Annotated in this window: 14 protein-coding genes; 5 read left to right on the top strand and 9 right to left on the bottom strand. The window is 66.1% G+C overall.

Annotated elements, in window-relative coordinates; genetic code table 11:
* The first annotated feature begins 10 nt into the window (after positions 1 to 10).
* Complete coding sequence (gene gcvH, locus AB6A69_RS07940; RefSeq protein ID WP_371037643.1) at positions 11 to 370, top strand: glycine cleavage system protein GcvH; 360 nt, start codon at positions 11 to 13, stop codon at positions 368 to 370.
* A 99-nt stretch (positions 371 to 469) separates the two neighbouring features.
* Positions 470 to 3,313: an aminomethyl-transferring glycine dehydrogenase gene (gcvP, locus tag AB6A69_RS07935; RefSeq protein WP_371060375.1), complete on the top strand. Its 2,844-nt coding sequence runs from the start codon at positions 470 to 472 to the stop codon at positions 3,311 to 3,313.
* Positions 3,314 to 3,705: 392 nt separating this feature from the next.
* On the opposite strand, the gene AB6A69_RS07930 is transcribed toward gcvP, so the two are convergent.
* Entirely contained in the window at positions 3,706 to 6,234 is a 2,529-nt protein-coding gene (locus tag AB6A69_RS07930) for an ABC transporter permease (protein WP_371060374.1), read from the bottom strand.
* Positions 6,231 to 6,926 (bottom strand): ABC transporter ATP-binding protein, encoded by a 696-nt coding sequence (locus AB6A69_RS07925; RefSeq protein WP_371037351.1) that lies wholly within the window; start codon positions 6,924 to 6,926, stop codon positions 6,231 to 6,233. Before AB6A69_RS07925 ends, AB6A69_RS07930 begins: the two co-directional genes overlap by 4 nt.
* A gap of 17 nt (positions 6,927 to 6,943) precedes the next feature.
* Here AB6A69_RS07925 and AB6A69_RS07920 point away from each other — a divergent pair, with 17 nt between their 5' ends.
* Both AB6A69_RS07920 and AB6A69_RS07915 read left to right on the top strand, forming a co-directional pair.
* On the top strand, positions 6,944 to 7,627 hold the full coding sequence (locus tag AB6A69_RS07920) for an arylesterase (protein WP_371060373.1): 684 nt from the start codon (positions 6,944 to 6,946) through the stop codon (positions 7,625 to 7,627).
* A 320-nt stretch (positions 7,628 to 7,947) separates the two neighbouring features.
* The gene (locus tag AB6A69_RS07915; protein ID WP_371060372.1) at positions 7,948 to 8,379 is read left to right on the top strand and encodes a thioredoxin domain-containing protein; all 432 of its coding nucleotides are present in this window, start codon (positions 7,948 to 7,950) and stop codon (positions 8,377 to 8,379) included.
* Here AB6A69_RS07915 and AB6A69_RS07910 read toward each other — a convergent pair.
* From AB6A69_RS07910 to AB6A69_RS07880, 7 genes are all read right to left on the bottom strand, one after another.
* Complete coding sequence (locus AB6A69_RS07910; RefSeq protein ID WP_371060371.1) at positions 8,376 to 9,578, bottom strand: geranylgeranyl reductase family protein; 1,203 nt, start codon at positions 9,576 to 9,578, stop codon at positions 8,376 to 8,378. The genes AB6A69_RS07915 and AB6A69_RS07910 overlap by 4 nt on opposite strands.
* A 19-nt stretch (positions 9,579 to 9,597) precedes the next feature.
* Positions 9,598 to 9,840, bottom strand: coding sequence for a hypothetical protein (locus AB6A69_RS07905; RefSeq protein ID WP_371037347.1), 243 nt, complete (start codon positions 9,838 to 9,840; stop codon positions 9,598 to 9,600).
* A 103-nt stretch (positions 9,841 to 9,943) separates the two neighbouring features.
* Positions 9,944 to 10,507: a L,D-transpeptidase gene (locus AB6A69_RS07900; RefSeq protein WP_371037642.1), complete on the bottom strand. Its 564-nt coding sequence runs from the start codon at positions 10,505 to 10,507 to the stop codon at positions 9,944 to 9,946.
* Positions 10,508 to 10,739: 232 nt separating this feature from the next.
* Complete coding sequence (cutA, locus tag AB6A69_RS07895) at positions 10,740 to 11,054, bottom strand: divalent-cation tolerance protein CutA (protein WP_371060370.1); 315 nt, start codon at positions 11,052 to 11,054, stop codon at positions 10,740 to 10,742.
* Positions 11,055 to 11,162: 108 nt separating this feature from the next.
* Positions 11,163 to 11,369, bottom strand: a complete 207-nt coding sequence (locus AB6A69_RS07890) for a cold-shock protein (protein WP_371037345.1) — start codon at positions 11,367 to 11,369, stop codon at positions 11,163 to 11,165.
* Between the two features lie 285 nt (positions 11,370 to 11,654).
* Positions 11,655 to 11,861: a cold-shock protein gene (locus AB6A69_RS07885; RefSeq protein ID WP_371037344.1), complete on the bottom strand. Its 207-nt coding sequence runs from the start codon at positions 11,859 to 11,861 to the stop codon at positions 11,655 to 11,657.
* Positions 11,862 to 12,062: 201 nt separating this feature from the next.
* Entirely contained in the window at positions 12,063 to 13,727 is a 1,665-nt protein-coding gene (locus AB6A69_RS07880; RefSeq protein WP_371060369.1) for an AAA family ATPase, read from the bottom strand.
* 87 nt (positions 13,728 to 13,814) lie between these two features.
* Here AB6A69_RS07880 and AB6A69_RS07875 point away from each other — a divergent pair.
* Positions 13,815 to 14,841 (top strand): IS1380 family transposase (locus AB6A69_RS07875; RefSeq protein WP_371060368.1); only part of this gene is annotated, 1,027 nt, incomplete at its 3' end.

The raw sequence follows: 14,841 nt of genomic DNA, 5'->3' as shown, positions 1-14,841 counted from the left end.
CGTGACGACCATGAAATATACCGAGGAACACGAGTGGCTGCGCCCCGAGGAGGACGTGATCGTGGTGGGCATCACCCAACACGCCGCGACGCAGCTCGGCGACATCGTCTTCGTCGAGCTGCCCGAGGAGGGGACGACCGTCTCGAAGGACGACGAGGTCGTGGTGATCGAAAGCGTGAAGGCCGCCTCGGACATCCTCGCGCCGCTCGACGGGGAGATCGTCGAGGTGAACGCCGCGATCGTCGACAACCCCGCCCTCGTCAACGAGGACCCGGCCGGCGAGGGGTGGTTCTTCAAGATCGCGCCGAGCGATACCTCGCAGCTCGACGACTACATGGACGAAGCCGCCTACAAGGACCTGATCGGCTGAGTTGACCAGATCCGGGGACGGGCCCGCAGGCGCATGGCCCCGGCAGACGCTTTGGCAACATGATGTCCGGGACCGCCGCGTTCCGGCAAGGAGGATCGCATGCCGTTCGAACCGACCGATTACCTTCCCTACGATTTCGCCAATCGCCGCCATATCGGCCCGTCTCCCGCCGAGATGCAGGAGATGCTCGGCATCCTGAAGGCCGACAGCCTCGATGCCCTCATGGAAGAGACGCTGCCCGCCGCGATCCGGCAGGCGGAACCGCTCGATTTCGGCCGGGCGATGTCGGAACGCGAGCTGCTTCACCACATGCGGCAGGTCGCCTCGCGGAACAGGGTGCTGACCTCGCTGATCGGCATGGGCTATCACGGCACGGTCACGCCGCCCGCGATCCAGCGCAACATCCTGGAAAACCCCGCCTGGTACACCGCCTACACGCCCTACCAGCCCGAGATCAGCCAGGGACGGCTCGAGGCGCTGCTGAACTTCCAGACCATGGTGAGCGACCTCACCGGCCTCGAGATCGCCAACGCCTCGCTGCTCGACGAGGCCACCGCATGCGCCGAGGCGATGACGATGGCCCAGCGCGTGGCCAAGTCGAAGGCGACGGCGTTCTTCGTGGACGAGAACTGCCACCCGCAGAACATCAACGTGATGAAGACGCGCGCCGCGCCCCTCGGCATCGAGATCGTGGTCGGCCCGCCCGAGGCGCTGGACCCCGCGGCGGTCTTCGGCGCCATTTTCCAGTATCCAGGCACATACGGCCATCTCCGCGACTTCGGGCCCGAGATTGCCGCGCTGCACGAGGCGAAGGCGATCGGCGTCGTCTCTGCCGATCCGCTGGCGCTTACCCTTCTGAAGGAACCGGGTGCGATGGGCGCGGACATCGCCGTGGGCTCCACCCAGCGCTTCGGGGTGCCGGTGGGCTATGGCGGCCCGCACGCGGCCTATATCGCCACCCGCGACGCCTACAAGCGCGCGCTGCCGGGCCGGCTGGTGGGCGTGTCGGTGGACGCGCACGGCAATCGCGCCTACCGGCTCGCGCTCCAGACCCGCGAGCAGCACATCCGCCGCGAGAAGGCGACCTCGAACGTCTGCACCGCGCAGGCGCTGCTTGCCGTCATGGCGGGTTTCTACGCGGTGTTCCATGGGCCGGAGGGGCTGAAGGCGATCGCGCAGCGCATCCACCGCAAGACCGTGCGGCTCGCAAAGGGGCTCAAGGCCGCGGGCTTTTCCGTCGCACCCGTAACCTTCTTCGACACGATCACGGTCGAGGTTGGGGCGCTGCAGCGGGCGGTGATGAAATCGGCGGTGGACGAGGGCGTGAACCTGCGGCCCGTGGGCGAAACGCGCGTGGGCATCACCCTCGACGAGCGCACGACCTCCGACATAATCGAGGCGGTCTGGCGCGCGTTCGGGATCGAGCGGGCCGACGATCCGGCGCGGCCGGAGTATCGCCTGCCGGAGGGCCTGACCCGCACGAGCTCCTATCTCGATCACCCGGTCTTTCACATGAACCGCGCCGAGACGGAGATGGTGCGCTACATGCGCCGGCTCGCCGACCGCGATCTCGCGCTCGACAGGGCGATGATTCCGCTCGGGTCCTGCACGATGAAGCTCAACGCCGCGGCCGAGATGATGCCGGTCAGCTGGCGCGAATTCTCGCTGCTGCACCCCTACGCGCCGAGGGACCAGGCCGAAGGTTATACACACCTGATTGGGGATCTTTCCGAAAAGCTCTGCAAGATTACGGGTTACGACGCGATTTCGATGCAGCCGAACTCCGGTGCCCAGGGCGAGTATGCCGGGCTGCTGACGATCGCGGGCTGGCATCGGTCGCGCGGCGAAGGGCACCGGAACGTCTGCCTCATTCCGCTCTCCGCCCACGGCACGAACCCGGCGAGCGCGCATATGGTCGGCTGGGAGGTGGTGACGGTCGCCACCGCGGCGAATGGCGACATCGATCTTGACGATTTCCGTGCAAAAGCTGAAAAACACGCGGAAAATCTGGCTGGCTGCATGATCACCTACCCCTCGACCCACGGCGTGTTCGAGGAGACGGTGACCGAGGTCTGCCGGATCACCCACGCGCATGGCGGGCAGGTCTACATCGACGGTGCGAACATGAACGCCATGGTCGGGCTCTCGCGGCCGGGCGATCTGGGCGGCGACGTGAGCCATCTGAACCTGCACAAGACCTTCTGCATCCCCCATGGCGGTGGCGGCCCCGGCATGGGGCCGATCGGCGTGAAGGCGCACCTCGTGCCCTTCCTGCCCGGCGACCCGGTGTCGGGCGAGGGCGCGGTAGCCGCGGCGCCCTACGGCTCTCCGTCGCTCCTGCCGATCAGCTGGGCCTACTGCCTGATGATGGGGGGCGAGGGGCTCACCCAAGCCACCCGCGTGGCGATCCTGAACGCCAACTACATCGCCAGGCGGCTCGAAGGCGCCTTCGACGTGCTTTACAAGGGCCCGTCGGGGCGCATCGCGCATGAGTGCATCCTCGACGTGCGCCCCTTCGCCGACAGCGCCGGCGTCACGGTGGACGACATCGCCAAGCGGCTGGTGGATTGCGGCTTCCACGCGCCGACGATGAGCTGGCCGGTGGCGGGCACGCTCATGGTCGAGCCCACGGAGAGCGAGACCAAGGCGGAGCTCGACCGGTTCTGCGACGCGATGCTGGGCATCCGGGAGGAGATCCGCGCGATCGAGGATGGCCGCGTCGACCGGGAGAACAACCCGCTCAAGCAAGCGCCCCACACGGTGGAGGATCTCGTAGGCGTGTGGGAGCGGCCCTACAGCCGCGAGCAGGGCTGTTTTCCGTCGGGCGCCTTCCGGGTCGACAAGTACTGGCCGCCGGTCAACCGCGTGGACAATGTCTGGGGCGACCGGCATCTCGTCTGCACCTGCCCGCCGGTCTCGGACTATGCGGAGGCCGCGGAGTAGCGGCGCGCGTAGGCGGCCTCGGCCCGCCAGCATGTCGAAACGGTCGCGGAGCCGCGCAGAGACGCGGCACGACGGAGGCCCGGGTAAAGCGCCGCGGCCTCGCGGCGGAGCTTCTTGGGGACGGTTAGGGGGGATGACCCCCGACATCTCAACGATCAGCGCCTCGGCAGCGGTACCGGCGCGGGTCACGAGATCCTGCGGGCCGGACTTGGTCCCGATGTCGGCTTCGGACAGGCGGAGGAAGCGCGGCAGGATGTCCGCGCGCGCGGCGCGACGCACGAGGTTGATCGGCAAGGGCTGCCCTGCCGGGAAGAGGTGCATGAAGCGCCTCGGGTGGCTGTGCGGCACGGCACCGGCATGCTGTCGCCAGCCAGCCCGGACGCCGGCACCATCTATTCGCGCGCCCGCAACACCTGGGCGGGTCGGGCTGCCAGCGGCCTCCAGGCGAAGGCGAGCGTCGCCAGAAGCGTCGCCAGAACTCCGCCGGCGACGATCCCGATGGCCGAGGGCCAGATCACCGCGAAGCGCGTCTCCATCACGAAATGGCTGACGGCCCAGCCGCCGCCGATCCCGGCCGCAAGCGCCACGCCCGCCGCCGCCGCGCCCAGCAGCGCGGCGCGCAGCGCGAAACTTTGCAGGATGCGCGCGCGGCCGGCGCCCAGCGTCTTGAGAACCGCCGCCTCGTAGGTGCGCGCGCCTTCGCCCGCGGCCGCCGCGCCGATCAGGACGAGAAAGCCCGTGAGCAGCGTGGCGGAGGCGCCCCAGGCCGTGGCCGCCGCGATCCCCGCAAGCAGGTCCGAGACCCGGTCGATCGCGTCGCGCACCCGGATCGCCGTGATGTTGGGGAACTGCCCGGCAAGATCGCGCAGGATCGCGGCCTCGGCGTCGGGCTCGGCGTAGACCGTGGCGATGAAGCTGTGCGGCGCGGCCTCGAGCGCGGCGGGGTTCATCGACATGATGAAGCCGATGCCGGCGGTCGAGAAATCCACGACGCGCAGGTTGGCCACTTCGGCGGTGATGTCGCGCCCGAGGATGTTGACGGTGATGCTGTCGCCCACGGCGAGGCCGATCTCTTCCGCCTCCTCGGCGGCGAAGCTCACGAGCGGGGGCCCCGCGTACGCCTCCGGCCACCACGCCCCGGCGGTGATCACGGTGCCCTCGGGCGGCGTGGCGGAGTAGGTCACGCCGCGGTCGCCCTGGATCACCCAGTGATCGCCCGCGACCTCCCGTGCCGGCTGGCCCTCGATCCGGGTGATGATACCGCGGAGCATCGGCGCGCTTTCCACCGCGCTCACCGCCGGGTCGCCTTCGAGCCGCTCCAGGAAGGCGGGCATCTGGTCCTTCTGGATGTCCACGAAGAAGTAGCTCGGCGCCACCTCGGGCAGGTCGCGGGAGATCGCGGCGCGCAGATTGCCGTCGATCTGCCCCACCGCCGCGAGCACGGACAGGCCGAGCCCCAGCGACAGCACGACCGGCGTCGCGGCGGCGCGTGGGCCGCCGATCGCCCCGAGCGCCCAGCGCAGCGCCGGCCGTCCCCGCGCAAGCGGCGCGGCGCGGCGCGCGATCCAGCGGATCGCGAGCGCCGAGAGGGCCAGAAGCGCGAGCGCGCCGGCCAGCCCCGCGGCGGACCAGAGGGTGAGCGCCGTGGCCTCGGAGAACCACGCCGCAAGCCCGACGAGGAGCGCCACCAACGCCACCGTGATCCCCACATAGCGCCACGCCGGCAACAGCCGCGCGCCCTCCAGCGCGTCTCGGAAAAGCGTGGCGGCGCGCACCTCCTCCGTCCGCGCGAGCGGCCAAAGCGTGAAGATGAGCGCGGTCAGCGCGCCGTAAAGCGCGGCCTCGGCCAGCGGAGCGGGAAAGATCGTGAACCGTGCAGGCACCGGAAGCCGGGCCTCGATCAGCGGAGCGAGGGCGAGCGGAAGAAGCCCGCCGAGCGCGAGGCCGATGACGATGCCGAGAAGGGCCAGCGCGCCGATCTGCAGGAAGTAGACGCGGAAAACCGTCGCCCGGTCGGCGCCGAGCGTGCGCAGCGTGGCGATCACCCCGGTCTTGCCGGCGAGATAGGCGCGCACCGCCGCCGAGACCCCGATCCCGCCCACGGCGAGGCCCGACAGCCCCACGAGCACGAGGAAGGCGCCGAGACGGTCCACGAAGGCCGCGATTCCCGGCGCGCCGTTCCGGGCGTCGCGCCAGCGCAGCCCGCTCTCCTCGAAGCGCGATCGCGCATCGGCGGCAATGGCGTCGAGATCGGCCTCGTCCGGCAGATCCAGGCGGTACTTCGTGGAAAACAGCGTGCCCGCGGACAGAAGCTGCGAGTCCGCCAGCGCCCCCGTGCGCACCAGCGTGCGCGGGCCGAGACCGAACCCGTCGGCGGCCGCGTCGGGTTCGCGTTCGAGCAGGGCGGAAAGCACGAAGTCCTGCGTGCCGAGGCGGAAGACATCGCCCGGCGCAAGGCCCAGCCGGTCGGCGAGCACACGCTCCATGACCGCGCCGGGGCGCGCGTCGTCGCCCGCGAGCGCGGCGTCGAGGGACATCCCGGGCGACAGCGCGACGCTGCCGACCAGCGGGTAGGCGTCATCGACGGATTTCACCTGCGTCAGGGCGCGCTCCGTTTCCGCCCCGCGCTCGACGACCGCCATGGAGCGGAAATCGGTGACCTCGGAAATCTGCCGGGCCACGCCCTCCATCCAGGCCCGCTCCTCCTCGGTCGCGAACCGGTAGGTGAACTCGGCCTCGGCATCGCCGCCCAGAAGCACCGCGCCCTCTGCCGCGAGCCCCGCCTCGATCGCCGCGCGCACGCTGCCGACGGCCGCGATCGCCGCGACCCCGAGCGCGAGACAGGCGAGGAAGATCCTGAAACCGCGCAAGCCCCCGCGCAATTCGCGCCGGGCAAGGCGTGCCGCGACCGGCCAGCTCATTCCGCGGCCCGGGCGCGGGCGGCGTCGGCCACGCGCCCGTCGGCAAGATGCACCATCCGGTCGCAGCGCGCGGCAAGCTCTTCCGCGTGGGTCACGAGCACGAGCGTGGCGCCGTGCCGATCGCGCAGGGCGAAAAGCATGTCGATGATCGCCTCCCCGTTGGCGCTGTCGAGGTTGCCCGTGGGCTCGTCGGCAAGCAGGATCTCGGGACGTGGCGCCGCGGCGCGGGCCAGAGCCACGCGCTGCTGCTCGCCCCCCGAAAGCTGGGAGGGGTAATGATCGGTGCGGTGGCCGAGGCCGACCGAGACGAGTTCGTCGCGCGCCCTGTCGAAGGCGTCTTTCGCGCCGGCGAGTTCGAGGGGCGTCGCGACGTTCTCGAGCGCGGTCATGGTGGGGATCAGGTGAAAGGACTGGAAGACCACACCCATGTGATCGCGCCGGAACCGGGCCAGCTGGTCCTCGTCCATCGTGGTGAGGTCGCGCCCCAGCGCCGTGACGCGACCGCCGGTGGCCCGCTCGAGGCCGCCCATCAGCATCAGGAGCGACGACTTGCCCGATCCGGAGGGACCGGCGAGGCCGAGAGTTTCGCCCCGCGCCACGTCGAGGGTGATTCCGTGGAGGATTTCCACCGGCCCGGCATTGCCCGCGAGCCTCAAGGTCACATCTTGGAGGTCGAGAACCGACTCAGTCATGCGCAAGGGTCCATTTCATGCTGCCAGCCTATCGATATGGGGTTCTTCACCGGGCGAGCAAGGCGGCCGCGGTGACACTGTTCTGCATCGCGGCGCCGGTCGCCGCGATGGCCGAAACTGTGATCGTCGCGCTTGGCGACAGCCTTACGCAGGGGTACGGGTTGCCGCAGGAGGCCGGCTTCGTGCCGCGGATGCAGGACTGGCTGGATGCGCGGGACGCCGATGTCCGGCTCGTGAATGCGGGCGTCTCGGGCGACACCACGGCGGGCGGGCTCGCCCGTGTCGAGTGGACGCTCACGCCCGAGGTGGACGGGATGATCGTGGCGCTCGGCGGCAACGATCTCCTGCGCGGGATTGATCCCGCGGTGAGCCGGAAGAACCTCGATGGGATCCTCTCGGCTGCGCGGGCGCGCGAGCTGCCAGTGCTTCTGGTGGGCCTCGAGGCGTCCGGGAATTACGGGCCCGACTACAAGGCGGCCTTCGACGCGATGTATCCCGAACTCGCAGGGACATACGACACGCTCTACGTCGAAAGCTTCCTCGCGCCCATCCTGGAAAACGGCGACCCCTCCGCGGCGCGGCGTTTCCTTCAGCCCGACGGCATCCACCCGAATGCCGAAGGGGTGGCGCGCATTGTCGAGGCGCTTGGTCCGCGTGTCCTGATGCTCGCGGAACAAGCCGACGCCGCGGCGGAGGGCTGACGGCGCAAGCGGCATCCCATGCGCCACGGCGCGAAAAATTTATTGCGGACAAGGCCTTGAGGGGCGCAACTCCATCGCGTGCGGTATTGTGGATTGCGCGGCGCGGGTGGAGCCGTGCTTCCTTGGGGGTGCCTGTGGAAATATCGGAAAATGTAAAGAATTCCGGGGAAGCCACGCCTGAGCGACGTTCCATGTGCGGTTTCAGAGTATTCTTATGCGGCGGGCCGTTCCTGTCTGATATCTGTCCGTTCGGGCCCGGTCTTCAAATCGCCGTTCGGATCTCTAAGTATATCGAAAATGGAATACGAGGAGCCCGTTCCATGTCCACGCGCAAGCTTACCTGCCTCGCCTGCGGGCAGTTCAACCGGGTCACGGCGGAGCGTCCGGCGGCGGCCGCGAAATGCGGCACCTGCGGTGCCCGGCTGTTTCCGAAGAAACCGGCAGAGATCGACGCGAAGATCCTCGCCAAGGCGGCGCGCGCCGACGAGGTTCCGCTTGTCGTCGATTTCTGGGCGCCCTGGTGCGGGCCATGCCGCATGATGGCGCCCGAATTCGCGAAGGCGGCCGAGACGCTCAACGGCAGTGCGCGTTTCGCCAAGCTCAACACCCAGGACCATCCGGAGGCGAGCGCCCGCTACAACATACGCGGTATTCCCATGCTCGCAGCCTTCTCGGGCGGGCGGGAGCGCGGACGGCAGGCCGGCGTGCAGCGTGCGGAGGCCATCACCGGCTGGGTGCGCGAACTGGCCTAGTGCGCCCTTGCCGGGGCCAGAAGGCTGCGTGAGAGATGCCGGGGCAAGCGTCGCAGGAGGGCGGCCATGATGTCGGCATACTCACGCTGCCCGCCCAGCATGCGCAGATAGTCGTGGCGCAATGTCCGGGAGTCACGGAAGGCGCGGATGAAGCCCGCTTTGAGGGGCGGCGCGTAGATGACGAGGCGCAGCGCCCGCGCGTGGCGAAGGGCGCCGTGTATCGGGCCGAGCGATTTCCGGTAAAGCGGGAGCGCTGTCTCCGGCCGGTCCTCGGCCAGGGCTTCCGTTGCGGCCTCGGCCGCCATCCGTCCGCTATCGATCGCGTGGGCGAGACCCTCCCCCGTTATCGGATCGACGAGCCCGGCGGCATCGCCTGCAAGCAGCACCCGACCGTGCCCCGGTATGCGCCGAAAAGCGCCGAAGGGCAGGAACGCCCCTTTCACCTTCTGCATGGAGGGATCGACGCCAAGGCCGCGCAGATAGGTCTCGAGGGCCGCGCGCATCTCGGGGTTCCGCCCGTGCAGTCCCCCCACGCCGATCGTCGCGCTGCCCGATTTCGGGAAGTGCCAGCCATAGCCCCATTCCGCCGCGCCGAAGTCGATGCGGACCCGGTCGGGCGTGTCCTGCTCTGGCGGGGCCTCGACCTCCATCGCGAAGCCGACCTGGTGCGGGTCGTAGGCGCGGCCGAAGAGCGACCGGGCAGTGGTGCTCGCGACCCCGTCCGCGCCGATGAGGATGCGCCCCTCCAGCGTCGCGCCGCTGTCCAGTGTGACCCGGCATTTGCCGGGGTCGATGCCGGTAGGTTTCTGCCCGCTCCGGTCATCGGCGCCTGCGGCGATCGCCGTGCTTTGAAGATAGGTGTCGAAGGCCCGCCGCGTGGTAAGGTGGATCGGCGGCACGCCATCGACCGTACCGAGAGAGGCGCCATGGGCATGGAATTCGAACGTGCCGCGCTCTTCGGCAAGGTGTCCGGGCAGGGGGTGGCCGAGCAACCTCTCGAGGGCGGCGGCGCATCGGCCGGTGATCCCGCCCCCGCAAAGCTTGTCGCGTGGGAAGCGGCGCCGGTCGATCAGGGCGACGGACATCCCGTGACGGGCCGCGGTGAGTGCGGCCGCCGCCCCTGCGGGCCCCGCGCCCATGACCAGGATGTCATAGTGTTCAACCGGGCGCGCGTCGCTCGCGGCCGCGCTCTGCGTCACGTTCCGTGCCGTCAACCGATCACTGGCCCGTTCGATGGACCGCCGCGTTGTCGCAGGACGGTTGCGAAGCCTTCATCGCATCCGTGCTTTCGGCGGTGTAATCGTCACGACAGAAGGGACGGGCCAGGAGCAGCACGGTCGCTGCCGCGCCTCCGAGAGCATAGATCGCGACAGCCGCCAGCCATCCCGCCCCGAAGGCCACGGCCGCGGCGCCAAGGAAAAGGCCGGCGAGGCTTCCGATCATCAGGGCAGCCAAGGCCATGTGGGACACTCCATCATCGATCGTGGTCAAGGTGGCACAAGAGCTCTTTACGTCAGGTTAACACCACTCTCACTACGGTTCGCATGCGTGGATCCTGCTTCCGTCAAAGCAGCACGGTGACCTTCGTTCCGATCGGAACGCGCTCATACAGGTCGATCACATGCGTGTTCAGCATTCGGATGCAGCCATTCGAAACCGACGTGCCGATGGTTCGTGGCGCGTTGGTCCCGTGGATGCGGTAGAAGGTGTCCCGCCCGTTCTGGAAGAGGTAGAGCGCTCTTGCCCCGAGCGGGTTCGCCGGCCCGCCGGGCTGGACGTAATCGTTGTCCTTGAAGCGGCCATAGGCGCGGGGGTCGCGCTCGATCATCTCGTCGGTCGGGCGCCATGTCGGCCACTCCTTCTTGACGTCGATCGTCGCGGTGCCGGTGAATTCCAGCCCCGCGCGCCCGACGCCCACGCCGTAGCGCAGCGCCGTCCGCGGCGCCGTGACGTAGTAGAGGAAGTGGCTCTTCGGCAGGATGAGGATCTGGCCCGGCGCGATGTCCGCGCGGATGCGGACCTCCTGCGGAAGAAGGCGCGGGGCGAGCTGGACATCCTGGGCAAAGGCAGCGGCGGGCAGCGTCGCGGCGGCGGCGCTGGTGGCAAGGAATGAACGGCGCGTAAGCATTTCCATCACTCTTCGTTTGGCAGCAGACCCATACGGTCAGTGTGCCCGGCCGACAGATTTTATCAACCTGAGAGACGGCGATTTCGTGTCATGAACGGGTCATAATTTGGCCATCCGCGCGGCGCTGTTGCCCGAATGGCCCGTTTCGGCATCGGATCTGTCGGGAACGGTCCGTCGCGGCGAGGTTCGAACGTCCTCTGCGACCGCGGCGCGCGGGACGTCGCGGGCGGCGCTAGACGGGCGTCTCGTCGGCGATCCAGGCCAGGAAGTCGGCGTTGGCCTCCAGCGGCACGCGCAGGATAGGCGGGCAGTCGTAGGGGTGAAGGCGGCGTATCTCCGCCTCCGCGCGCTCGGCCAGCTCTGGCCGGGTCTTCAGAAGCAGCGGGATCTCGACGGTCCGCTCCACCGCGCCCTCCCAGCGGTAGAGGGAGGTGATAGGTGCATACCGGTTCGCACAGGCCGCGAGCCGCGCCAGGATGAGCCCCTCCGCGATGAGGTCCGCGGTCGCTTCGTCAGGGCAGTTGGTGAGGATGGCGAGCATCGGCATGGCGCCGAGTGTCCGAAGCGGGCGCGGGCACGTCAAGTGGCGGATGCGCACAAAAAAGGACGCGGCGGATCCCTCCGCCGCGCCCCTTGCGGTCCGGTCGGTCGCCGATCAGGCGAGGGACAGGTTCGTCGCCGACTCGCGGCCGTCGCGGCCGGATTCGACATCGTAGGTCACCTTCTGGTCGTCTGCGAGGCCGGTAAGGCCCGAACGCTCGACGGCCGAGATGTGGACGAACACGTCCTTGCCACCCGTATCGGGCGCGATGAAGCCGTAGCCTTTGGTGGTGTTGAACCATTTCACGGTGCCAGTAGCCATACCGTGGTCTCCTTCTTCATGTGCTGCCCGCGGTAGTGCGGCAGCCTGGCCTGTCTGTCCTGATCGAGACTGACGGCCGTGAAGCGAGACAGTGGTCGAGTAGGGATAGCGAAGCAGTGAAATACTTGGCATGTCGCCGCCGGAATTGCAAGGGGCAAGGGGCCATCCGGCGCCGGACGCGCGGCCTCTCGCGGCGGCGCTAGGGTGCGCGCAGGCCGGAGGGGCGAATGAAAAAGGGCGCGGCGGATCGCTCCGCCGCGCCCTCTTGCCGGATCGGTCGCCGGCTCAGGCGAGGGCGAGGTTCGATGCGGACTCGCGGCCGTCGCGGCCGGATTCCACATCGTAGGTCACCTTCTGGTCATCGGCGAGGCCGGTGAGGCCCGCACGCTCGACGGCCGAGATGTGGACGAAAACGTCCTTGCCGCCCGAAGCGGGCTGGATGAAGCCGAAGCCTTTGGTGGCGTTGAACCATTTCACGGTGCCATTGGCCATGTCCGTGGTCTCCTGTACTTAACGCTGCCCGCAGGGTGCGGCAGCCTGGCGTCAGTCTTTCCGTATCGAGTACTGAGCGCCGGTGTTAAGGGAGACAGCTGGTCGAGGTGGATAACGTTTGCAGAACGTGTGTGACAGGTCCGGAGCGGGGTGGCAAGGGAAATCGGTGGGGGGGGGTGTGCGAGCACGCTCCTTCCACTGCTAAGGGTTCTCTACTTCTCTTACGTCATCAGCAAGCTGCAACCCTGGAAGACTAACGCAGTCGCGGATTATCGCCGCAAGATTTTCCCCTTCGCGTGAGCGTAGTATCCGACCAATAAAGTCTTGTAACTCTTTGCGCGACCTTAAGCCGAGCGCTTGGGCGGCAATTTCAACGAGTGATTTCGAGTCGAACTCTCTTATGACACTTTGGTAGTCATCGGCCTCAATATACTTCGTAAAGGCGCCCTCAAAGCTATTAGCCATATCCACTGGAGAAATTCGCTTAATCGATGTCGTAAACGTTTCATCAAATTCGGTAATATCCTTTGAGTTGAAGTCAATTTGTTTGAGAAGGGTGTCGATGTGTCTCTTCGTTTTTCGCAGCGCGACCGCCGAAATTTCGTCCGTTGCCTTAGCAATGACTTTGGCCTTAACCTTCGCAACGATTGTCTCGGCTTCCGGACGCGTGTGATGCAGGCAGAGTGCTGCCTCGATTAAGACATGTGGTAATAAGAGTAGGTTTTCAGCTTCACTAACATCAAGCACCCGTACCAAGTTTTCGGAGAGGCGGCTCACTTCGGCGTCAGTTCGGTGGTCGAAGTCGACAATTCCGCAAGCTTTATATCTATGAAGATGAACTTGCCGATTGAAAGTTGTGACAGCATGAATTACTGCGCTCGCAGAACCGCAAGGAATTAATGTTAATTCTGGAAATGCCCAGCGATAAATGCCTGCGTCAAGGCTTCCTTTTTGGCCTTCCGTAAACAAGATTGCTCGACGGCTTCCGACAATTGCTGCAACAAGCTCTTCATCAAGATCCGTGTTCTCAGGCGCCTTCTGAATATCCCAACGACAATCATTGGCGTTCCTCGGGTTAGGAAACATACATGATTTAAGCGCAAATAATTTTGCGGCTTGGCGCGTGACTGCGAAGTCTAGATCATGTGTGATGTAGATAAAGGCGCAGTCCGATCTTAATGCTTCAATTTCGTCATAAACCTGCGCCAAAATTGCGCGATTGATGTGGAGTTCCGGTTCGTCAATAATTATCAGCGAGTTTTCCGGACTGAGCAGCGTTTGACCAAACATATAGAAGATCACCCGCTCCCCATCACTTAGTTCCCCTGCGTCGTAGGGTGCATGGTCTGAGTCCGAGGCCTTGATCTTCAAGTTATTCCCGCCAATATCCAGTTGCTTGTGTGGTAGCAGTCTATCCCAAGCGGCCTTCAGTAAGTCGAGTTTGCTTTCGACTTCCGGGGTGTCCGGGTCGCGACGTTTTTCTTGTCGATAGCGAACGGAGACTTCAGTTTCGTCAGCAAATAATGCTGCCAAGAGCTTGTCATAGTCATTCAATAGAGCAGTAGCAGGCTTATTCTGCCACCTAGTAATTTCTTTCTGGCTTTCCTTGCTTGAGTCTGGATGACCATAATGCAGTTCGCGGAGCGCTGTCTCAAGATTCTTTGCGGGAATTTTTGTGTTAAGTGTCAGTGCTCTTTGTGCTGCGATACGGTGACAATGAGCGGGCTTTTTTACTTGTCGCTCAATATGAACTCCTAGGCGCGTTTTCCCCGCGCCGTTCGCGCCAACCAACACCACAGACTCGCCTGGGGCGACGACAAATTGGATTTTGTCAGTCGGACCAGGGATGTCGATGTTGACCCACATTTCCCAAGTAAGGTGCTGATTTCGCTGTCATGATGGTGATATTTTGTTTATAAATCATGGCGTTGTCGGCTTCGAGGGACATGTTTCATGGATCACCCAGAGGGTGCGAGCCTGCAGCGGGCAGATCGGGTGGATTTCGACACTCGCGTGCGGCTGGAATTTCGAGGTGCGCAGCTCAGTTCGGATGGTGGCCTCCTGGTGATGCGGGAGATGGATGACGCGCTCGGGTTGTCCGATCTGGCGTCAGCGGCGCTGCGCGACACGCGACGCGGCAAGAACACGGTCCATCGTCTCGACGGGTTGTTCCGGCAATCGGTGTTCGGGCGGTTAGCCGGATACGAGGATGTGAATGACGCCGACCGCTTGGCCATTGACCCGGTCATGCGTCAGGTTGTGGGTGGCCGAGCGGTCGATGCGCAGGCGGCCTCGGCCTCACAGATGGGGCGGTTCGAGACCGAGACCCTCGCTCTGGCCGAGAACCGTGCCGCGCTGGCCGACCTGAACGGGCAATGGATTGACCGGTTCCATGACCGCAATGGGCTGAAGTACGTCGTGCTGGACATGGACAGCTCGGTCAGCCCGACCCATGGCGATCAGGAGGGCGCGGCCTGGAATGGGCATTTCGACTGCGCCTGCTATCACCCGAACTTTCTGTTCAACCAGTTCGGCATGCTGGAACGGTGCGCCCTGCGTAACGGCAACGTCCACAGCGCCGAGGGCTGGCGGGATGTCCTCGACCCCGTCATCGCCCGCTACGCGGGGCGCGACCTTGGCGGCCGGTTCTTTCGGGCCGATGCCGCCTACGCGATCCCGGCGATCTATGAGCGGCTGGAAGAAGCCCGGTTCTTCTACGCCATCCGGCTGCCTGCGAACAACGTCCTGCGCGAGAAGATCGCGCATCGGCTGACCCGACCCGTGGGGCGACCCTCGCCGACCAAGGTCAAGCGGTTCTACGAGGACTTCGAGTATCAGGCGGCGTCCTGGGACAAGCCGCGCCGCGTGGTCGCCAAGATCGAATGGCATCCGGGCGAGTTGTTCCCGCGTGTCGGCTTCATCGTCACCAACATGCCCATGGACCCGGACTGGGTGGTGCAGTTCTACAACCAGCGCGGCA

It is taken from the genome of Rhodosalinus sp. 5P4 (assembly GCF_041365695.1).
Taxonomy (GTDB): Bacteria; Pseudomonadota; Alphaproteobacteria; order Rhodobacterales; family Rhodobacteraceae; genus Rhodosalinus.
The sequence above is the reverse complement of the archived record's forward strand: the minus strand, read 5'-3'. Positions and strand labels throughout refer to the sequence as shown.